This window comes from Paenibacillus apii, from assembly GCF_011043685.1.
GTDB lineage: Bacteria > Bacillota > Bacilli > Paenibacillales > Paenibacillaceae > Paenibacillus_AQ > Paenibacillus_AQ sabinae.
In genome coordinates this window covers 60,287-81,884 of sequence record NZ_JAAKGU010000003.1, presented here as the reverse complement: position 1 = coordinate 81,884, position 21,598 = coordinate 60,287, and the positions used below count along the sequence as shown (strand labels likewise).

Below are 21,598 nucleotides of genomic sequence, written 5' to 3'. Positions count from 1 at the left end.
GAAGAAGCGGCACCATCGGCCTGAAGACCGGTTATGCAAATGATTTATATAACTCTACTAACAGTTAGGAGCAGTGATGGGAATGACGAAGAAAATTGGATTGGTAGTATTGTCCTTCATGCTGATGTTTGCTTTGGCCGCATGTGGCGGAAACTCCGCAAACTCCACGAATTCCGCTCAACAATCCGAAACCCCGAATTCCAGCAGTGCTCCGGCGGAAGCGTCAACGGACGAGCTTACCCCCGAGCCCGGCGCCAAGCTTGTATTCTGGCACCCCAAGACTCCATTCTCTGAATATGCGGTACAGGAATTCGAGAAAAAATTCAACATTCCCGTAACGCTGCAAGATGTCGGTTACGACGCGATCCTGAATAAATATAAAGCCGATGGCCCGGCCGGAAAAGGAGCCGACGTCTTTGTCCTTGGCAGCCTTGATTTGGGGGATGCCGTGAAATCGGGCAGTGTGCTGCCCAACGATTATTTTGAAGAAGACACCAAAAATATGATGCTTGAAGAGGCGATCAAGTCTTTCACGTGGGACGGTATTCTCTACGGTTACCCTAGCTATGCCTATTTGCCCGCCATATTCATCAACAAGGATTTAGTGAAGGATGCCAAATTCGAAACCTGGGATGACATTAAAGCTTTTGCGAAACAGTTTAACGATGTCAAAAACAATAAATTCGGATTTTTCTTTGAGGCTAACTCCAAAGACAGCGCTTATCCGTTTATGGCTGCAGAGGGCGGTTATTATTTCGGCAAAGACGGAACGGACGCAAACGATATTGGCATCAATAACGAGGGCGCGGTTAAAGGGTTGGAATATTTCCAAAGCCTGAAAGAAATATTGCCTTTAAAGGCAGCTGATGCGTCTGTTGGCGTTAAGACCAGCCTCTGGGAAGAAGGCAAAGTCGCCATGATTATGGATGGAACGTGGAACAGCGGAAGATTCAAGCAGCTTCCTTTCAAAGTAGAGTCCATGCCGCTGCCCAACCTGCCGGACGGAAAAATGGCTCCGGTAATGACCGGCGTCGGCGGATTCTTCGTCGGGTCGTATACGCAATATCCGAACGCCGCCAAGCTGTTCGCCAACTTCTTGATGTCGGAAGAAATGCAGATGAAGATCAATGAAGTTACCGGGTTCCTTCCTTTGGCCAAAAACCTGCAAAATGAAGAGCTGTACAAGGATGATCCGGTTACCCTGGGCTTCATTCGCCAATTGAAGCAATCGCATTTTTACCCGATTATTCCTGAAATGAAGGTTCTGGCGTACAACGATACCATATTCACGCCGGCCATTGAACAAATATGGGACGGCGCCGACGTCAAAACATCATTGGATAAAGCCGCACAGAGCTTGAAAGATTCGATTGCCGGAAGTCAGTAACGATACGAATGGCCTAAACGCTTGGTTAGCAGTAAATTCCCCCCGGCAGAACATAGCCGGGGGTATCCATTACGAATTATTAAAGGAGTTGGCTACATGTACGAGCATCGCAAGACGCTGGAAGGGGTATATCAGCCTCACAAGGTTGTCGAACATCGTAAGGTTGCGGCAGTCTTGTCTGTTCTTCTCATGGGTCTTGGCCAATTGTACAACCGTCAGTACGGGAAAGGGATTGTACTCCTGATCTTCTCCTGTCTGGGAATCTATACGGCGGTTACCCGGCTTCCGCATGCTATTTGGGGCATTGTCACTCTGGGCGAAAAAGAAAGGCATCTGGAAAAGGTAGGTAAAATATACAAGCAAGTTATGGGCGATCATTCCATCTTCCTTCTGGTCGAGGGTCTGATTACCATATTTTTGTTGATTGTGTTTGTTTGGATGTATTTTTTGAACATTAAAGATGCGTACCGTACCGGAAAAGTAAGAGAAGAAGGCGGAGCAACGAACACGTTCAAGCAAAGCCTGCAATACGTTGCCGATTACCGGTTCCCGCAGATCGCAATCTCCATCCCTATGCTCGGCATTCTGTTTTTCACCATTATGCCTATTATATTCATGATATTGCTGGCTTTTACGAATTACACGATCAACAATCAGCCGCCCGCACATTTGATCGATTGGCAGGGCTTCAAGACCTTTAAGGATATTTTCGTGATCAAATCGTGGAGCTATACCTTATATTCTGTGGCGCTATGGACATTTGTATGGGCGCTGCTTACGACGCTGACCAGTTTTATCGGCGGATTTGCCGTTGCTCTTGTGGTGCAGCGCAAAGAGGTGCGTTTGAAATCATTCTGGAGAACGCTTTTCATTCTGCCCTACGCCATTCCGGCGTTTGTTTCGACCTTGATTCTGAAGAACATTTTTAACGGTCAGTTCGGTCCGATCAATCAATATTTGAAAATGTTGGGACTTCCCATCGTACCCTGGCTTTCCGACCCGACGATGGCGAAAATAACGCTGGTGATCGTCAACTTTTGGCTAAGCTTCCCGGTGATGATGCTGATGATTATCGGAATCCTGTCCACCATTCCGAGCGATATGTATGAAGCGGCCGATATCGATGGAGCAAGCGGCTTCCAAAAGCTTCGGCTAATTACGTATCCGGCTGTTATGTTCTCGATGGCGCCGCTGCTCGTCATGCAGTTCGTCGGCAACATTAACAATTTCAACCTGATCTTTCTGCTCACGGGAGGAAAGCCTGGAAGCTCGGATTTCAGATTCGCCGGCCATACCGATATTTTGATTACCTGGATCTATAAACTGACCATTGATCAGGGCCAATACAATTTTGCCTCGGTTATTGGAATTTTTATCTTCATTATATTGTCGTTCTTTGCCGTCTGGAGTATACGCAACACGAAAGCGTTCAAGGAAGAGGAGGTTAAATAAATGGGTGGTGTAAAACCGAAAAAAATCGTCAGCATCACATCTGTTTATTCCTTTCTGATCATCGTTGGTGTCATCTCCATCTATCCCGCCATATGGGTCATCATGTCCTCATTGCGCGTCGGAGGCTCGCTATTCAGTGAGTCGCTTATTCCACGGCAGGTTACCTTCATTCACTACAAGGAACTGTTTGCCAAATATGATTTCGGGCTCTGGTATTTGAATTCGCTCAAAATTTCAGTAATCAGCACGATTTTTATGACGATTCTGATTTTGCTGACCGGATATATATTCTCCACCTTCCGTTTTGGCGGCCGTAAAACCTTGATGAGCACCTTGCTGGTTCTCGGGCTGTTTCCCTCTTTTATGAGCATGATCGCCGTTTACATTTTGCTGAACATGATGAATCTGCTGGACACGCATCTGGCTGTCATCATCGTCTATGTAGCAGGCTCGCCGGTGTTCTTCCTGTTTGCCAAAAGCTACTTCGATACGATTCCTAAAGGGCTGGTTGAAGCTGCCCGGATCGACGGAGCGAATCATCTGGGCGTTTTTTTTCGAATCGTCGCACCGCTGTCCACGCCTATGATCGTGTATATGGCGCTTCTCAGTTTTACAGGCACGTTCACGGATTTTATTTTCGCGAGACTGGTATTAAGCTCAACCGAGACGAAGACGCTTGCTGTCGGGCTGTACGATATGATCACCACCAATTTTTCGAACGACTTTACGGTGTTTGCTGCCGGATGCGTACTGATCGCCATACCGATCACGCTCTTGTTTATGATCATGCAGCGTTTTCTGGTGGACGGCTTGACTGCGGGCGGCGAAAAGGGCTGAACCGCCGGAGTCCCGGTATATCTAACATTCATCAACTTTATCGGAACATAAGCAATTGATATTTAACAATATATATTATATATAATATAGTTTTTTTAGGGACAGGAAACCGAACCCGGACAGGCAAGGAGTGAGTACAAATGACGCAGCAGCCCGACAGGCTAGTTAAAGAAACAACAACCATGGCCGTCTATAAAAGATTGTTTGACTACGTAATGAGCGGCCAGTTTGAACCGGGCATATGGATCAGGGAGCGCCAGCTCAAGGAGATGCTTGGTGTCAGCAGCACACCGATCAGGGAAGCGCTGAGAATGCTTGTACAGGAGCAGGTGCTTGAATTGGTCCCCCATCACGGCGTCCGTATCAAAGAATACTCTACTAAAGAAATCCAGGATTATTACGAGCTTCGCGCCGAGCTCGAAGGCCTGGCTGCGGAGCTCGCAGCCGAGCGGGGAAGTAGGCTTATGTTCGACAAGATGGAAGAGATTCTACGCCTACACCGGACATTTGAGACGGAACGCTCCGATAAAGCGATTGAGCTAAATAACCAGTTCCATGATCTCATCGTGGAGACCAGCGGAAATCTCTCATTAAAAAATACGCTCCAGCATTTAAGAGTGGGTATTAACTGGATTCAAGTCATGGCATGGAGCCGCAATAAGGATCGGCATTTCAGCACCTTCCATCAGCACCAGGGCATTCTGGATGCATTGATGGCCCGGAACCCGAAGCTGGCCCGTTCCCGGATGCAGGAGCATGTATGGGATTCCATTAAACTCATCATAGAGTCGCCAGGCACGCTGCAAATGGCAGGAGAACTTCGAAAAAGTTAAACGGATGGTACGGAAGGGAGAGGTGACGCATCTATGGAGACGCCCAAGAACGAAGTGAAGACAGACGTATGCATCGTTGGAGCCGGCCCTGCCGGAATGCTGCTCGGCTTGTTGCTTGCTAAACAGGGAATTAACGTGATCGTACTGGAGAAGAATGCAGACTTTCACAGGGAATATCGCGGAGAAATTACCCAGCCGCGTTTTGTCCAGATGATGAAGCAGCTCAACCTGCTTGACTATATCGAAAGCCAAGACCATGTAAAGATCAATGAAGTGGTTGTATTCCATGATCATAAGGAAATTATGCAGCTCGCATTTAATACGTTAATTGACGAGGAGAGCTATTGTGCCAGACTGACCCAGCCGACGATGCTGGCAGCCCTCCTGGAGAAAGCCCGCCATTATCCGAATTTTAAGTTGCTGTTCAATACGAAAGTGAAAGACCTGATTAAAGACGGCGACACAATCATCGGCGTTCATGCGCTGAGAACAGCAGGGGATTCTACAAACGCGGAGGAGCTGGCGGAGGAAGGGGATTTCGATATTCGCGCGGCGGTAACGGTAGCCGTGGACGGCCGGAATTCAACGATGGAAAAACTTGCCGGTTTCGAACTGGACCTCGACTATTATGTGAATGACCTGCTGTGGTTCTCTTTTGAGAAACCGGAGTCATGGGATTACAACATCTACCACTTCTACTTCCAGAAAAACTACAATTATCTCTTCCTGCCCAAGCTGGGCGGACTCATCCAATGCGGAATTTCGCTCACAAGGGGCGAGTTTCAGAAAATCAAGGAGGAAGGCATCGAAGCCTTCAAAAGCCGGATTCTCGAAGACCTGCCCATTCTTAAACCTTATGTGGAGCCGATGGAAGACTTCAAGTCCTTTGTTCTGTTGTTATGCAAAATGCGGTATGTCAAGGATTGGGCCAAAGACGGCTGCCTGCTGATCGGCGATGCCGCCCACTGCGTCACGCCCTGGGGAGCGGTTGGCAGCACACTAGCGATGGGGACTGCAATTATTGCGGCGGATGTTATTTATAAAGGGTTCCGTACCGGCGATCTGTCGCTTGAAACGCTGAAGCAGGTTCAGGCCAGACGCAAGGATGAGGTGAAGATGATCCAGAATCTTCAGGTAACCCTGGAAAGATTCCTGACCCGGGAGCCTGTCAAGAAGGATCTGGCCCCTCATATTTTCAGCATTTGCACGAAGCTCCCGGACATCACGGATACGTACAAGCGTCTTTATACGAGAGAGAAGCCGCTTGACATTGACCCATCATTTGTTTTTGCCGACTAACCGCCGGAGGGAGAGTCTATTTATGTTTATTATAAAAAATGACGGCAACCTGCACATTGTTAATCAATACGACCACTCCGTTCAGGCCGGGCAGGTTGCGCGCCGCTGGGGAAATGGGCAGTTCCGGCGTCCGGATCATTTTGAGTCGATGTGTCTGGCCGTAGAGAAGCATGATATCGGCTGGGTCGAGTCGGACATGAAGGTGCTGTTCAACCCGGAAACGGGACAACCCGTTCCGTTCTTAAGCGTCAATCTGCTCCAGCATGTCGAGTTCTACGGCAAGGGATATGAGCAGGTCAGGGATGAAGACCCGTATGCCGGACTGCTCGTAGGCATGCACTGGATCGGTCTGTACACCAACCGGTTCGGGTATGATCCGTCGTTTACATTCAAAATTCCAGGCGAACTGGCTCCGTTTATTGACGAGAATACGATCAAACAGCAGAAGGAATGGGTCGATCTGAAGATGGCCCTGTGGAACCGCGCGGAGCGAAGAAGCCTGTTTGAAGATAACCTGTGGATGAACTATGAATTGGTCCAGATGATGGACCGCTTGTCCCAGTACGTATCTATGCTGACTCAGGACACGAAGGAGAAGTGGGTTCTTGGTCCGGTTCGCCGGACGCTTGGTTCTGAGGGTGAAATGATTACAGTTCAGGGGCTGGGGGACGGCAGCGTTGCCGTCGATCCGTTCCCGTTCGATTCGGTGGTAGAAACGACCGTGCTGCGGCGCAAAATTCCCGATACCCGCTACGCTTCGCATGAGGAGCTTTATGAAGTGATGGAGAAGGCCGAGACCGAGGAGATTGTCTGGAAGCTGGTTCCGGCAAAAGGTTGATCATCATTGAAACCGACAAGGAGGGAAATGGCATGGCCAAAATTTTAATTCATCTCACACATGGACCTGAAGCGCCGACTCAGGCCGACCGCGCGTTTCTTATCGCCAAAACTGCCATTCAGGAAGGGCATTTCGTCTCCATGTTTCTTGCGGGGAGCGCCGTACAGCTTCTGCGCGACGACATTCTGGACAGCGTGATCGGAGTGGGAGACGGCGTAACGACAGTCCGTGAATCCTATGATGCGATTGTGGGAGGCGGAGGGGCTATTTATCTCTCCCGGATATCCTGCGGCGCGCGGGGAATGACGGAGAAGGAACTAAGCGGCAAGCAGGCCCGGCTTGCGGAACCGAACGTGCTGGTGCGTCTGACGGTTGATCATGACCGAGTTATTACCTACGGATAAGGAGGATTGCTCGTGGGGCGAATCTGGGACAACTATCTGGATGAACGGGACAAGAGGGTTTACGCGAAGGCAGGTCTTGGCCATGCAATGGGCATCGGCAGCCGTCCGGCCCTGATTATTGTAGATGTGCAGTACGGATTCACAGGCGATTCACCGGAGAGTATCGAGGAATCCATTCAGAAATATCCGACAAGCTGCGGGGAAAGCAGTTGGGCAGCGATTGCCCATATCAAGGAACTGCTGACGGCCGCAAGACTGGCCGGAATTCCGGTGTTCTTCACGATTATTGAGGGCAGCAAGTCAGCTCCGAATGACCGGATTGCCATTAAGGGCAACATTTTCGATCACCCCGAGCTTCTTGAAGGCGCAAAGGGAGCGCAAGTGGTCAAGGAGCTTGAACCGCAATACGGCGAAATCGTCATCTCCAAAAAGAAGCCGAGCGCGTTCTTCGGAACGCCGCTGATGTCGTATTTGACGGCGCGCCATGTCGATTCAGTCATTGTGACAGGTTGTACAACAAGCGGCTGTGTGCGTGCTTCCGTCATTGATGCGTTCTCTTACAATTTTAAAGTCATTGTGCCGGAGGAATGCGTGTTTGACCGCGGCATTGCCTCCCATGCGATCAATCTTTTCGATATGCAGCAGAAATATGCGGATGTCGTGCCGGTAGCCGAAGTAATCGCGGAACTTAAACCATTAAACGTTTAATAAGACAAGCAGCCGTTAATCAACACACTTGGGCAGCAGAAATGGAGGATACTTATGGAGGTTCAGGGTGAAGTAAAGGTAAAGGCCGGTAAAGAAGCGGTGTGGAAAGCTCTTAACGATCCGGATGTTCTGAAAAAGGCCACACCGGGCTGCAATTCGATTACTGAGACGGAGCCGGATACGTACAAGGCCGATATTACGATCGGAATTGCGGCGGTGCGCGGCAGTTATGAAGCGGAGATTAAAATTCTCGACAAGGATGAGCCGGAGAATTACCGCCTTGTTATGAAGGCGAACAGTCCGGCCGGATTCATTGAAGGCGACGCCCGCGTTGAGCTTCAGGCCGAGAGCGATTCGGTAACGATTATCAAATATGACGGAACGGCCCAGGTGGGCGGTCTGATTGCAGGAGTGGGCCAGCGCATTCTGTCCGGGATCGGCAAGTTGATTGTGAAAGACTTCTTCAAGAAGCTTGCGAAGGAAGTGTAGGGAAGGTAAGGGAGGAGCCGCACACAATGAAACCTGCAGCGTTCGATTATTATAAACCGGAAACATTGGATGAAGCCTTATCGCTACTGGATGAGTTCGGATATGACGCCAAAATTTTGGCGGGAGGCCAAAGCCTGATTCCGATGATGAATATGCGGCTGGCCAGGCCGCCGGTTCTGATTGATATTAACGGCGTTCCGGGCATGACCGGAATTGAAATCGGCGACAGCGAGATTGTCATCGGGGGGCTGACCCGTCATTACATGGTGGAGCACTCTCCCGAGATTCAGAATAGCTGTCCGATGCTCGCGGAAGGCATTAAGCTGATCGGGCATTCGCAGATTCGTTCCCGCGGAACGATTGGCGGCAGCATCGTGCACGCGGACCCTACGGCGGAGCTTCCGGTTATGCTGACGGCGCTCGGCGGGAAAGTGACCGTTGTGTCGAGCGAAGATGAGCGGGAATTGACTCCGGAGGAACTGTTCCTGACGTATATGACGACGACGATTGAACCGAATGAAATTGTCAAATCCGTACATTTTCCCGTCATTGCGGAACGGACAGGCCATGCGATTGAAGAGTTTACCCTGCGCAGCGGCGACTTCGCCATCATTATCGCCGCGGCTTCCGTTACGCTGGATGAGGAAGGCCTTATCGAGAGCGCTGCGCTCTGCATCGGCGGAGTGGACGGCATTCCGGTCAAGCTGGAGGATGTCACCGACGAATTGATCGGCGAGGCCCCGAGTGAAGAAATATTCGCGGAGAAATGCGCGCAGATCGTGGATCTGGTCGACCCGGAGAAAGACATTCACGCCAGCGCGGAGTACCGCAAGGATTTGTGCGTGGCATTAAGCCGCCGTGTGTTGAAGAAAGCTGCGGACCGGGCGAAACAGGCCTGACAGGAAGAAAGGGAGGATGAGCGTCCATGACGGAAAAAACCGCGGAATCGAGCCGGTTGAAGACGATAACGTTGAAGGTCAACCATAAGGAATATACGGTCGACGTGGAGCCTCGCATGCTGTTGTCCGATGTCCTGCGTGACGAACTAAGGCTGACGGGAACGCATGTGGGCTGTGAGCACGGCGTATGCGGAGCCTGTACAATTATGATAGATGGCCGACCCGTCCGTTCCTGTCTCGTATTTGGCGTTCAGGCGGATCAGGCGAACTTATTGACGGTTGAAGGCCTGGAGAGCGAGGACGGGGAGCTTCATCCGCTGCAGAAGGGATTCTGGGAGAAGCACGGACTGCAATGCGGATTTTGCACGCCGGGTATGCTGATGACAGCTTGTCACCTGCTTGAGCACAATCCGCACCCTAGCCGTGAAGAAATCCGCGAAGCGATCTCCGGCAACTTGTGCCGCTGCACAGGATACCAGGGGATTGTCGATGCGGTGGAATACGCGGCTAAAGAAATGAGGGAAAGGGCGGAGTGACATGTCGATTGGCGCAAGTCTGAAACGGCTGGAGGATTACAATCTCTTAACGGGAAGAGGACAATATGTCGGAGATCTGCAATTTCCGGATCAGTGCGAAGCCGTGATCATCCGATCTCCGCATGCGCATGCGATCATCCGTTCCATCGACGTGGAAGAAGCCCGGCGTTTTGACGGGGTGCTCCTGATTCTCACGGCATCCGACCTGCCGGGTGACCTGCGGCCGATTCCGATGCGGCTGTCTCCGGACCCGATACTCGAAAAGGCTCTGCAATATCCTTTGGCGAAAGACCGCGTCCGTTACGTGGGGGACCCAGTGGCGGTGATTGTCGCAAAGGATCGTTATATGGCCGAGGACGCCGCGGATTTCATCAAGATTGAATATGATGTGCTGCCTCCGGTGACGGATGCGGTTCAATCGTTACAACCGGATGCGCCGCTCCTTCATCCTGATGCGGGTACGAACGAGATGTATCTGATCCACGGTAAGAAAGGGGACGCGGCAGAGCGGCTGAAGACATGCGAGCATGTGCTGAAAGAGGAACTGTACGTACAGCGCCATTCCGGCATCCCGATGGAAACGAGGGGACTTCTTGCGCTGTGCGACGAGGACGAGCGGCTGACGGTATACGGCGCTGCAAAGGTTGTCCATTTCAATCATCAACTGATGGCCCGTCTCCTCAATAAGAATATAGAAGAAATCCGGTTAATCGAAACCGATTGCGGCGGCGGATTCGGGCCTCGGGGCGAGTTCTATCCGGAAGACTATTTAATTCCGTTCGCCGCCATGCGACTGAAGCGTCCGGTCAGATGGATCGAGGACCGCCTGGAGCACTTCAAAGCGACGAACCACTCCAGAGAACAGAAGCATCAGGTAACGGTCGGCTTTGACGGCGACGGACGGATTTATGCGCTGCGGGATGAAATCTTCTTTGATCAGGGCGGGTATATCCGCACGCATGGTACGACCGTGCCGTCTCTGACCCAGGCCATGTTCCCTGGGCCTTATGATTTCAGCGATATTGAAATCGTGACGCATCTGGCATTGACCAACAAGACACCGGTTGGAACGTACCGCGGGCCGGGACGGTTCGAGGGGACGTTTGTCCGCGAGCGGGTGATTGATATGGTCGCCGCACATTTGAAGCTGGACCCTACCGTTGTCAGGGAACGAAATTACATTCGTCCTGAACAGATGCCCTACAGCAACGGGCTGTCCGCTCTCGGCCAGGTGATTGAATATGACAGCGGCAACTATGCCGAAACGCTTGACTACGCCCGGAAGTTCATGGGCTGGGAACAGTTTGCCGGGAAGCAGGCCAGGGCCAGGGAGGAAGGGCGCTTTATTGGTCTAGGCTTTGCTTCCTTTGTGGAAAAGTCGGGCTTTGGCCCATGGGAATTTGCCGAGGTGGAGATGCGACCGGACGGCCGGGTGATTTGCAAGACCGGACTGACGGAAGTCGGTCAGGGGATTACAACGACGCTGGCGCAAATTTGCAGCGATCAGCTTGGCATTCCTTACGAATATGTCAGTGTTGTTCATGGCGATACCGATCTTGTGGAGAAGGGCAACGGTTCATTCGCGACCCGCGGAGCTGTTGTCGGCGGTTCGGCCGCCTGGCATGCCGCCGGATTGCTGAAGGAGAAGCTGCTAGAGGTTGCGGCCGGGCAGCTTGCGGTGCCGGTGGACATGCTCGCCCTCAAGCACGGGAGCGTGGTGTATGCCGAAGCGGAGCAGGTCGCCATGCCGCTGGATGAATTACTGCAAATTTGCTCGGATCGCGGCATTTCGCTGTGTGAGAAATATACGTTTCATATTGAACATATGACTTACCCTTACGGCTGCCACGCGGCCGAGGTGGAGCTTGATCCCGGCACGGGGGCGCTGCATATATTGAACTACTATATTGCCTATGATCTCGGAAAGGCGATCAATCCGATGCTCGTGGAAGGCCAGCTCATTGGCGGAATGGCCCAGGGACTGGGAGGCGCCATTTACGAGGAACTGAAGTATGACGAAATCGGACAGCTTGTGTCCGGCAGCTTCATGGATTATCTGATTCCAACCTCGATGGAAGTTCCGGAGGTTCGTGCCGAGATTTTGGAGAACTATCCTTCACCGCTCAATCCGCTCGGAGTCAAAGGCGCGGGAGAAGGCGGAACGGTAGCCGTAGCTCCCGCGATTGCCAATGCCATCGTGAACGCGCTGCAGGAATACGCCATTCCGATAACCTCTCTCCCCCTTCGCCCCGAACGCATTCGCAAGGCGTTGAAACAAATGAAGCCAAGGACGGAACGGCGGAGCGCTGGTCCGACCGGATGATGGAAGAGCTATTCGGTCTATAGACTGTGGAGGTGAAGGTATGAAGTATATAGGTCAGCCCATGAAACGGAAAATTGATCCCCGATTGATCAGGGGACAGGGACGATATGTCGCCGATATTCACATGGACGGAGCGCTCAGCGCCGCTTTTCTGCGCAGCACGCACGCACATGCCAATATTACGGAAATTGACCTGGAGCAGGCGAGAAAACTGCCGGGCGTGGTAGCGGTATTCGGCCCCGATGAGGCGGCGGAGCTTCCCTGCTTGCCTGTTGTGTTTCCCAATCCCAACCTGATATCCGTTACCCAGCGGCCGCTTGACAGAACCGTTCACCATGTAGGCGAGCCGGTTGCCATGGTAATCGCAACCTCCAGATATATAGCCGAAGACGCAGTCGATCTGATCAAAATCAAATATGAGAAGCTCCCTGCCGTTTCCTTTCTGGAAGACGCCGCGCGTCCCGGAGCGCCGCTGGCTCACAGGCATTTGGAATCCAATGTGGCGATGAGCATCAGTCAGTCGATCGGCAACGCCCATGAGAGAATGAAGGAGGCCGATGTCGTCGTCAGCCACCGGTTTGAAATCGGCCGGGTGAGCTGTCTGCCGATTGAGACGCGCGGACTGCTCGCGAAGTGGAGCCATCACCAACCCGAACCTATGCTGGAAGTGTATGCCGCGACTCAGAGTCAGCATGAAATGCGCAAAATTCTGTCGGAAACGTTCCGGATCTCGGAACATCAAGTTCGGGTCATTGCCCCGGATGTCGGAGGCGCTTTTGGCGCCAAAGCTCCGTTCTACGTGGAGGACATGCTTGTTCCCTGGGCGTCGCTTCAGGTGGGCGCGCCGGTAAGCTGGATCGAAGACCGGATGGAGCATATGATGAGCTGCATTCATGAGCGCGAACAGATTCATGAGGCTACGCTCGGAGTGACCCGGGAAGGCAAGATTGTGGCGGTAATCGATAAAGGCCTGGCGAGCACGGGCGCATACGTGCCCTGGGGCGTTATCGTTCCCATCATTACATCTTCATTAATCCCCGGCCCGTACCGCGTGACCGACTATGCCTGCGATATCGACGTCTTCTATACGAATACGGTGCCGCTCGCGCCATACCGGGGAGCGGGAAGACCGCAGGCGGCCATGATTCTGAACCGGTTGCTGGATGAGGCGGCCCATGAACTGAATATGGACCCGCTTGAAATTAAACGAAGCAATCTGATTCAGGCTGATGAATTTCCTTACCGCACCGGTCTTTTGTCAAGAGATGGGAAGCCGCAGATTTACGATAGCGGCAATTTCCCCAAGCTTGTGGAAACCGTTAAGTCGGAAGGGGAGTATGAGCATTGGCGCGAGCTTCAGGAAGAGTACCGGAAGCAGGGCAGAAATATCGGAATCGGCACGGTCGTCTGTATCGAGAACACCGGCTTCGGCAATTATGAAGGGGCGACCGTCCGCGTGGAAGATACGGGCGAAGTGACGGTGTTCACAGGCGCCGCTACCCAGGGGCAGGGACATGAAACGTCTCTAGCCCAGGTTGCGGCTGAAGTGCTGGATGTCCCGCTTGAGAAGGTGATCGTCCGGGAAGGCGACACAAGCCTCTTTCCGTATGGCACCGGTACATTCGCCAGCAGGATTGCGACCATTGCGGGCAACGCGGTGTACAAGGCTGCCCAGAAAGTCAAACAGCATGCGCTCCGGCTCGCTGCGCATGAGCTGAATGTTCCGGAAAGCGCACTTGAATTGGCTGGCGGATATGTCCGCAAAAAAGACGAGCCCGGTATGCACATTTCACTGGGAGCCTTGTCCCATGCGGCGAAGGGGGGCGCTCCAGGTAAAACCTACGATCTTCCAACCGATCCGATGCTGGAGGCAACCGATTATTTTGCTCCCGAAGGTGCGGCCATTACATCGATGTCCGATATGGCAGTCGTCGAGGTGGAACCCGAGACGCTGCAAATCAAGGTTTTGCATTACTTATCTGTCCACGACAGCGGCAAGCTGCTTAATCCGCTGATTGTAACCGGGCAGTATCAGGGCGGCATATCGAACGGAATCGGCAACGCCCTATATGAAGAAATTGTCTACGACCGGGAAGGGCAGCTTCTTACGAGCAGCCTGATGGATTACCTCGTCCCTTCTTCCACGGAAATTCCGGAAATGACGATTCATCATATTGAAACGCCATCCCCGCTCAATCCGCTTGGCGTCAAGGGAGCGGGTGAAAGCGGGTCGATACCGGTTCTCGCCGTTATTCAATCGGCCGTTCAGGATGCGCTTCGGCACACCGGCGTCAAAATTCATAAAATTCCTGTTAAGCCTTTGTATCTGAAGGAGCAATTAAGCAAAGCGGCGTTAGAAGAAGACGAAGTTGCGATTCAATAATTCATAAAAACAGCAAGCTTCCGTGCCGCCGGAAGCTTGCTGTTTTGCCGATTGGGGAATGTCCAGAGTTATTTCCGTAATTCTCAGTTCGTGCTTTCGCGGATCGCCAGGTAATGGGTGACGTTCGAGTGCTGCGGAATATCCGAGGCGCCTCTGATCATTTTGATGAGATTTCGGGTGGCTGTCATGCCGATCTCGGATGCGGAATACTCCACCGTCGAGAGCTTGGGGCGGATGACCGACGACAGATAGCTGCCGTCAAAGCCGAATACGGCCACATCCTCGGGGATGCGCATACCGTGATCCAGCAAATAATTTATCGCTCCGAGCGCCATCCAGTCCGTTGAGCAGAATACGGCGCTTGGCATGTCTCCGGTCTCCGCAAGTCTCTGCATGGCGTTCATTCCGTCATCCACGGACAGATTGCTTTCCACAACCCAGTCTTCCCTGACCGGGAGGCCCGCATCGCTCATCGCCTGCTTATAGCCCTTGAAACGGTCGCTTCCGATGCCCGAATCGCCGGTTCCGCGGATCATCGCGATTCGGCTGTGCCCTTTATGAATGAGATGGGTCACGGCTTCGTAAGAGGCGGTGACGTTATCTACATGGACGGAAGGGATGGATGGGGTATTGGAGACTTGTCCAATCACTACACAGGGGATTTCCGCCGCTTCTATTGTTTCAATATGCCTGCGTTCCAGAATGGAGCCGACAAAAATGATCCCCTGCGACTGGATATTCCCGAATCTTTTGAGATGATCCAGCTCGCTTTCAACCGTTCCGTCGGTCAGCCCGATCAGCAGCTCGTAGCCGTACAGCCGGGCAACCGACCCGATTCCCGCCACCATATCGTTAAGCACGGTGTGGCTGAACTGCGGCGCAATGACTCCGATGAGCTGGGATTCGGTTCTGGCGCTGTCGTCTATGATGGAGCCGGAACGATAATTGGTGCGTTTGATGGCTTCCATGACCCGCATCCGGACTTCCTCTTTAACCGGTTTGCTGTTGTTGATAACCCGGGAGACGGTCGAGATTGAAACTCCGGCCATTTTGGCAATATCGTTAATCGTTACTTTCATGAGCATCACAACTCCGAATATTTAAATGGATGGAACGGGAAAATATTTTCCTGATTCATATCATATCATGCCGAAATCCGCCTGCCAATTCCACTTGACTAGGAAAAAAGAGTTGTTTTATACTCCGAATAAGGAAAAGATTTTCCTACCTAGCTGGAGGAGCTGACGGAATTGGAAAGAGTATGGTGGAAAGAAGCGGTGGCCTATCAAATATACCCCCGCAGCTTTATGGATGGCAACGGAGACGGAATCGGCGATTTGCGCGGGGTTATCGACAAGCTGGATTACCTGAAAAATTTGGGCATCGACGTGATCTGGATCTGCCCGATCTACAAGTCGCCCAATGACGATAACGGTTACGATATTTCCGATTATCATGACATTATGGACGAGTTCGGCACGATGGAGGATTTCGATGAGCTCCTGAAAGAGGTTCATAACCGGGAGATGAAGCTGATCATGGATCTGGTCATCAACCACACCTCGGATGAGCATCCCTGGTTCATCGAATCCCGCTCAAGTAAAGACAACCCGAAACGGGACTACTATATATGGGCCGATCCAAAAGACGGCGCGGAGCCGAATAACTGGGACAGCATCTTCGGCGGGTCCATCTGGGAATACGACATGGTCACGGACCAGTATTTTATGCACGTATTCTCCAAGAGACAGCCGGACCTGAACTGGGAGAACGCGGATGTGCGCCAGGATTTGTACGATATGGTTAACTGGTGGCTGGATAAAGGAATCGACGGCTTCCGGATCGACGCGATCTCGCATATCAAGAAGCTGGCCGGATTTCCCGACCTGCCGAACCCGGAAGGCTTACGCTATGTGAGTGCTTTTGAAGGACATATGAACCGGGAAGGGATTCATGATTTCCTTGAGGAACTGAAGCGCGAAACGTTCGACAAGTACGATATTATGACCGTCGGGGAAGCGAGCGGGGTAACGTCTAAGGATGCGGATCTATGGGTCAGCAAGGAAAAAGGCAAGTTCAACATGGTGTTCCAATTCAATCATATGCATCTTTGGGACCTAAGCCTGGATCAGGGCTTTGACATTCCAAAGTTCAAGAAGGTGCTGACCGAGTGGCAAAAAGGGCTGGAGGGCACCGGCTGGAACGCTCTGTTCATGGAGAACCACGATAAACCCCGCTCGGTGTCCACTTACGGCAATGATGGACCGCTGCGGGTGCAATCGGCCAAGGCGCTGGCAACGATGTATTTTCTGATGCAGGGAACTCCCTTCATCTATCAAGGACAGGAAATCGGCATGACGAACGTCCAGTTTCCGTCGATTGATGATTACGACGATGTGCATATGAAGAACTGGTACCGGCTGGAAAGAGAAGAAGGCAAGGAACATGAGGATCTGATGCCGGTGATCTGGAGAACGGGACGGGACAATTCGCGAACGCCGATGCAGTGGAACGCCGGGGAACAGGCCGGATTTACGACGGGAACGCCGTGGATGAAGGTGAACCCGAACTGCAAGGAAATCAATGTGGAAAGCGAGCTTGCGAATCCCGATTCGGTCTACCATTATTACAAAGAGATGATCCGGCTTCGCAAGAGCAATCCGGTCGCCATCTACGGCGTCTACGATCTGATTTTGCCAAAGAACAAGCAAATCTACGCGTATACCCGAACGCTGGAGGATGACCAATGGCTGATCATCACCAATCTGACCGCGGACGAGGCGCTGTTCCATCTGCCTAAAGGCATTCGTTACAGCACCGCCGAGCTGCTGCTTTCCAACTATGAGGCCCCTGCGGGGGGCAGCATCCGGACGATTAACCTGAAGCCGTTCGAGGCCAGGGTATACCGGCTGCATGGTAAGTCATTGTAAGCCAACTGCAAATTTGACCTGAATAAAAAAGCGAGAAAGAGGGACGGAGACATCCGTTTCTCTTTTTTTGCTGCCGTAGAAGGAGTCTTTGGATCGTTCCGCAATGTGATTATATCTCACACGTACATCCTTGAAAACTGTATGGGTTTCATAAAATGGAGTGAATTGCATTCAAATAAAAGAGTAATCCTCCATTTTACAAATAAAAAAAGTGTTTACTTTTATTTTGAGATCGAATATGATAGGAACAAGTTAATCAAGGGGGGATTTGGATGAAAGGTTTATTAACTCGTTGTGTTGCTTTGGCATTGTCTTTGACCGTCATTTTGGCGGGCTGCGGCTCGAACCAGAGCGGTTCCGCCGATGCGGGCGGCACTTCCGGCGGAAACGGACAATCGGGAACTTCCAAGGTATCCATGGTGTACTGGCCGGGACCGGAGAGCGACGCCATGCAGAAAGTGGTGGATGCCTATAACAGCGGGCAGGGCAAGACCGACGGCGTGAATGTCGAGATGGTGCTGCTGAGCCGCGACGGAACTTACGAGAAGGAAGCGGCGATGATGAGCTCCAAATCGGATGAAGTAGATATGTACTTTACAGCAAGCTATATTATCGGCCAGCATGCGTCGAGTCTGGACGCTCTGGACGGCAAGGTGAACACGGACGGTTATCTGAAATCCTCGGTCGATTCCCTGCGAATGAACAACGAAACCCTGGCGATTCCGATGGACGTCAGCAACCATTTCCTCCTGTACCGGAAGGATTTGATCGATCAGTTGCTGAGCGACTCCACCTGGAAGAGCAAATATGGCGAAGTCAGCCAAAAGGTGCTGGGCCAAGTCCTTCAGCCCAAAGATCCGAAGGACTGGACATGGGATGACTTTATCGCGGCCGCGGCGTTCTTCAGCCAGGAGTACAATCCGGATTCCCCGACGAAATACGGCACCGCGCTGCAAATGAAGAACCTGATTTTCAACGTCATGATTTGGGACGACTTCTTGTGGTCAAATGGCGGCTCTTGGCTGGATGAGAGCGGTAAGCCGCAGCTCAATTCCGAAGCGGCCAAGAAAGCGATGGGTATTTACTCGACGATTTATGGCGGCAAAATGACATCCCCGAACTCGACCGTTGCGGAGTACCCCGAAACCCAGGCGGCTCTACAATCCGGCAACGCGGCCTTTGCCGTTCAATGGGGAGCAGCGTATGACGAGCTGAACGATCCGCAGCGTTCTCCGAATATTGCTGGCAAAATAGCGGTTGCGCCGATTCCGGGCGAGCACAAGACGCATGTTCACGCCCTTGGGGTGGGACTGAACAAATACGCCAAGAACAAGGAAGCCGCGCTGAAATGGATGAATTATTTGACGACGAAAGATGCCATGCAGATCTATGCTGATGGCGGCGGGATTCCTCCGATTGCGGAAGTGCTGAACGGTCTGGGCGAGAAAAAGCCGGTGCTGCCGCTGATCGCGGAGCATGTGGACAAGTACGGTTATTCCACACCGATTATTGCCGAAACCCAGCCGATCATGCTGAAGCTGGCAGAAGATTTGAGCGGAGCGTGGGCAGGAAAGGTCGATATCGGAAAAGCGCTTGAAAAAGCGCAAAGCGATGTAAGCGAGACGCTGTCTAAGTAAGCCGCAGCCGGTAAAGGGGGGATTTCTCCCCTTTATCCTATCTTTTAAAAAGAGGTGTTGAAATGGGCTATTCGGAAAAGGCGGCAAAGTGGGTCCTGTCTTTCCCCCTGCTGTTATTCTGGGTTGTCATGGTTGTATTCCCGGCGGGATATGCGATTTACTTGAGCTTACACGATGTATCCATGGGCCAGGGAATGTCCTCTTTTTCCGGGTTTGGCAATTATCTGGAAATTTTGCGGGATGCCGACTTCTGGCACTCCATCGGCTTTACCCTGAAGTTCGCTCTGATTACGACGGTTATTGAACTGGTGCTCGGATTTTTGCTTGCACTGCTGTTTAACCGGTCATTTCCCGGGAAACGGCCGCTTCTGAGCATGGTGCTGCTGCCGATTATGGTCGCGCCTTCGCTTATGGGCATTATGTTCCGCCTGATTTTGAATGAGAACAACGGCGTCGCAACCTATTTTCTATCCCTGCTGCATATCCAAGTCAACCTGTTCGATCCCGATCTCGTCGTGCCATTGATGATCGTACTTGACATTATCCAGTGGGTGCCGTTCACGTTTCTGATCATTTATTCCGGGCTGCAGGGTGTCGATCCGGGACTTTATGAGGCGGCTTCGGTGGACGGGGCTTCATATTGGAGAACCGTTGTGCAGATCATTCTTCCCGTGATTGCTCCGATCTTTTTTATCGCGGCGTTTCTGCGGGGGATCGATGCGTTCCGCACGTTCGACGTCATTTATGTCCTGACGAATGGCGGACCGGGCAATGTCACGAAGACGGCAAGCATTTACATCTATGAAGCGGCGTTCAAATCCGGCCAAATCGGGCAGGCGGCCTCGGCCTCCGTCATTGTCGCTGTGTTCCTGCTGCTGCTCATTCCATTCTTCGTGAAGAGATTATCCAAATAAAGAGCAAGGGAGGGTCGTCCTCTTATGAAAGCAAGAAAGCCGTGGCTTACAACGATCGCCGTCAGTGTCATCGCTGTGTTTCTGCTCCTTCCATTGCTCAACACACTGATGACCAGCTTGAAAACGACGGGCGATATCAATTCCTTCCCTCCGAAATTTACGTTCGCTCCGACGCTGGAGCATTACCGGAATGTGATGTTCGCGGCGGGGTATGATTTCACCGGATATTTCAGGAATAGCATCCTGCTGTCCGTGTTTACCAGTCTATTTGTCATCTTGATCGCGTTGCCGTCCGCCTATTCCGTCATCCGGCTGGGCTTCAGCTCCGGGAGGCTGCTGACTTTTTCGATGGCGCTGAGACTGTTTCCGCCGATTGTATTTGCCATTCCCTACTATTTAATGTTTCAATATTTGGGACTGCTTGATACGGTTGCCGGACTGATTCTTATTAATATTTTCCTGAATATTCCGCTTGGGCTGATTTTAATGGTAGGTTTTTTGCAGGAGCTGCCCTATGAGATTGAGGAATCGGCCAAAATCGACGGCTGCAACGTGTACCAGATTTTGTGGAAGATCATCCTTCCGCTGATGGCGCCAGGCATCGCTTCCGTGGCCATCCTTGCGTTCATTTTTTCATGGAACGATTATTTGTTTGCCGTTATTATATCTCTTAACAAGGCTACTCCCGTTACCCTAGGTTCGACGATGTTCATTACAAGCTGGGGAATCAAATGGGGAGATATTTCAGCCGCCACCGTATTGTCGATACTGCCGCCGCTTCTGTTCACCTTTTTCGCCCAGCGTTATCTGGTCAGCGGATTGTCGATGGGTGCGGTTAAAGGCTGAGCAGATGCAATGAGGAGGAACTGCCGGGATGGAAAAAATAAATATACCCACCGGAAATGTAATCGCGTTTATCCGAAGCGTTTATCCAACACTGACCAAGGCCGAGAAGAAAGTGGCCGACGTCGTTCTGAGTGAAGTCAAAAATATTATCTTCGACTCGCTCACCGATCTTGCGGAAAAAGCCGGGGTTGGGGATACCTCCGTCCTCCGGTTCTGCCGGCATATCGGGTACAAGGGATTCCAGGAGTTCAAATTGGCACTTGCCCAGGAGCTGGATTCCGGCCAAGAGCAGCTGGGAGATTCGATCGGGGACGGCATTACCGAACAGGTCAGACAAAAAAATCTTCATATTATTAATGAAACGACCGCCCTTCTGAAAGAGGAGCAGATTCGGGAGGCGGTGAATATGCTGCTGCGCGCAAGGCAGATTGTGTTCTTCGGCGTGGGCTCCTCGGGATTTACGGCGGAAATCGCCAAATACCGGTTTATCCGCACAGGTCTGCCTGTCGAAGCGGTGACGGACGGGCATCTCGGGCCTGTTAAGGCGACCTTGATGACGGAAAGCGATGTCGCCGTATTGCTGTCGGTGTCGGGCAGCACGGTAGATATGGTGGACATTGCCCGAATTGCCAAAGAAGAAGGAAAGGCGGGCGTCGTGTGCATCACGAGCCACATCAAATCGCCGGTCACCAAATACGCCGATGTCGTTTTGCTCAGTTCATCGCGGGAGAAGCCGACGGAAGGCAGCGCCTTTACGTCAACAATTCCGCAGCTATATATTCTGGATATTATTTTTGCGCATGTGATGCAGGAGCTTGGCGAGACCGCCGAGGGAACGATCCGGAAAACGGCAAGGGCCACCAGTAAAAACTTATACTAAAAG

Annotated in this window: 19 protein-coding genes; 18 read left to right on the top strand and 1 reads right to left on the bottom strand. The window is 52.0% G+C overall.

All coding sequences use genetic code 11. The features are described 5' to 3' along the window. Positions 1-82 precede the first annotated feature (82 nt). The 13 genes from G5B47_RS08675 (at position 83) to G5B47_RS08615 (ending at position 14,388) form a co-directional block, all read left to right on the top strand. Positions 83-1,387, top strand: a complete 1,305-nt coding sequence (locus G5B47_RS08675; RefSeq protein ID WP_165096917.1) for a sugar ABC transporter substrate-binding protein — start codon at positions 83-85, stop codon at positions 1,385-1,387. 96 nt (positions 1,388-1,483) lie between these two features. After that, positions 1,484-2,839, top strand: coding sequence for a carbohydrate ABC transporter permease (locus G5B47_RS08670; protein WP_165096915.1), 1,356 nt, complete (start codon positions 1,484-1,486; stop codon positions 2,837-2,839). Next, positions 2,840-3,676 (top strand): sugar ABC transporter permease, encoded by an 837-nt coding sequence (locus G5B47_RS08665; RefSeq protein ID WP_165096913.1) that lies wholly within the window; start codon positions 2,840-2,842, stop codon positions 3,674-3,676. It begins immediately after the preceding gene. Between the two features lie 140 nt (positions 3,677-3,816). Continuing rightward, complete coding sequence (locus G5B47_RS08660; RefSeq protein WP_165096911.1) at positions 3,817-4,509, top strand: GntR family transcriptional regulator; 693 nt, start codon at positions 3,817-3,819, stop codon at positions 4,507-4,509. 33 nt (positions 4,510-4,542) lie between these two features. Continuing rightward, a complete protein-coding gene (locus G5B47_RS08655; protein ID WP_165096908.1) occupies positions 4,543-5,808 on the top strand; it encodes an FAD-dependent monooxygenase in 1,266 nt (421 codons plus the stop codon). Between the two features lie 22 nt (positions 5,809-5,830). Beyond that, positions 5,831-6,646: a DUF3891 family protein gene (locus G5B47_RS08650; RefSeq protein WP_165096905.1), complete on the top strand. Its 816-nt coding sequence runs from the start codon at positions 5,831-5,833 to the stop codon at positions 6,644-6,646. 32 nt (positions 6,647-6,678) lie between these two features. Beyond that, positions 6,679-7,050: a DsrE family protein gene (locus G5B47_RS08645; RefSeq protein WP_165096902.1), complete on the top strand. Its 372-nt coding sequence runs from the start codon at positions 6,679-6,681 to the stop codon at positions 7,048-7,050. A gap of 12 nt (positions 7,051-7,062) precedes the next feature. Then, positions 7,063-7,758: an isochorismatase family protein gene (locus G5B47_RS08640; protein WP_206107301.1), complete on the top strand. Its 696-nt coding sequence runs from the start codon at positions 7,063-7,065 to the stop codon at positions 7,756-7,758. A 54-nt stretch (positions 7,759-7,812) separates the two neighbouring features. Next, positions 7,813-8,247 carry an SRPBCC family protein gene (locus G5B47_RS08635; RefSeq protein ID WP_165096899.1) on the top strand — a complete coding sequence of 145 codons (435 nt, stop codon included), beginning with the start codon at positions 7,813-7,815 and terminating at the stop codon, positions 8,245-8,247. Positions 8,248-8,273: 26 nt separating this feature from the next. Then, a complete protein-coding gene (locus G5B47_RS08630; protein WP_165096896.1) occupies positions 8,274-9,146 on the top strand; it encodes an FAD binding domain-containing protein in 873 nt (290 codons plus the stop codon). 26 nt (positions 9,147-9,172) lie between these two features. Next, a complete protein-coding gene (locus G5B47_RS08625) occupies positions 9,173-9,682 on the top strand; it encodes a (2Fe-2S)-binding protein (RefSeq protein ID WP_165096893.1) in 510 nt (169 codons plus the stop codon). A 1-nt stretch (position 9,683) separates the two neighbouring features. Beyond that, positions 9,684-12,005, top strand: a complete 2,322-nt coding sequence (locus tag G5B47_RS08620) for a xanthine dehydrogenase family protein molybdopterin-binding subunit (RefSeq protein WP_165096890.1) — start codon at positions 9,684-9,686, stop codon at positions 12,003-12,005. 40 nt (positions 12,006-12,045) lie between these two features. Then, entirely contained in the window at positions 12,046-14,388 is a 2,343-nt protein-coding gene (locus G5B47_RS08615) for a xanthine dehydrogenase family protein molybdopterin-binding subunit (RefSeq protein ID WP_165096887.1), read from the top strand. 83 nt (positions 14,389-14,471) lie between these two features. Here G5B47_RS08615 and G5B47_RS08610 read toward each other — a convergent pair whose 3' ends face one another. Then, positions 14,472-15,467 carry a LacI family DNA-binding transcriptional regulator gene (locus G5B47_RS08610; RefSeq protein ID WP_165096885.1) on the bottom strand — a complete coding sequence of 332 codons (996 nt, stop codon included), beginning with the start codon at positions 15,465-15,467 and terminating at the stop codon, positions 14,472-14,474. A gap of 171 nt (positions 15,468-15,638) precedes the next feature. Between G5B47_RS08610 and G5B47_RS08605 the strand changes: the two genes are divergently transcribed. The 5 genes from G5B47_RS08605 (at position 15,639) to G5B47_RS08585 (ending at position 21,595) form a co-directional block, all read left to right on the top strand. Next, entirely contained in the window at positions 15,639-17,318 is a 1,680-nt protein-coding gene (locus G5B47_RS08605) for a glycoside hydrolase family 13 protein (RefSeq protein ID WP_165096882.1), read from the top strand. 272 nt (positions 17,319-17,590) lie between these two features. After that, the gene (locus tag G5B47_RS08600; protein WP_165096879.1) at positions 17,591-18,955 is read left to right on the top strand and encodes an ABC transporter substrate-binding protein; all 1,365 of its coding nucleotides are present in this window, start codon (positions 17,591-17,593) and stop codon (positions 18,953-18,955) included. 62 nt (positions 18,956-19,017) lie between these two features. Beyond that, on the top strand, positions 19,018-19,869 hold the full coding sequence (locus G5B47_RS08595; protein ID WP_165096877.1) for a carbohydrate ABC transporter permease: 852 nt from the start codon (positions 19,018-19,020) through the stop codon (positions 19,867-19,869). A gap of 24 nt (positions 19,870-19,893) precedes the next feature. Then, positions 19,894-20,715 carry a carbohydrate ABC transporter permease gene (locus G5B47_RS08590; protein WP_165096874.1) on the top strand — a complete coding sequence of 274 codons (822 nt, stop codon included), beginning with the start codon at positions 19,894-19,896 and terminating at the stop codon, positions 20,713-20,715. A gap of 28 nt (positions 20,716-20,743) precedes the next feature. Then, entirely contained in the window at positions 20,744-21,595 is an 852-nt protein-coding gene (locus tag G5B47_RS08585; protein WP_165096871.1) for a MurR/RpiR family transcriptional regulator, read from the top strand. Positions 21,596-21,598: the final 3 nt, after the last annotated feature.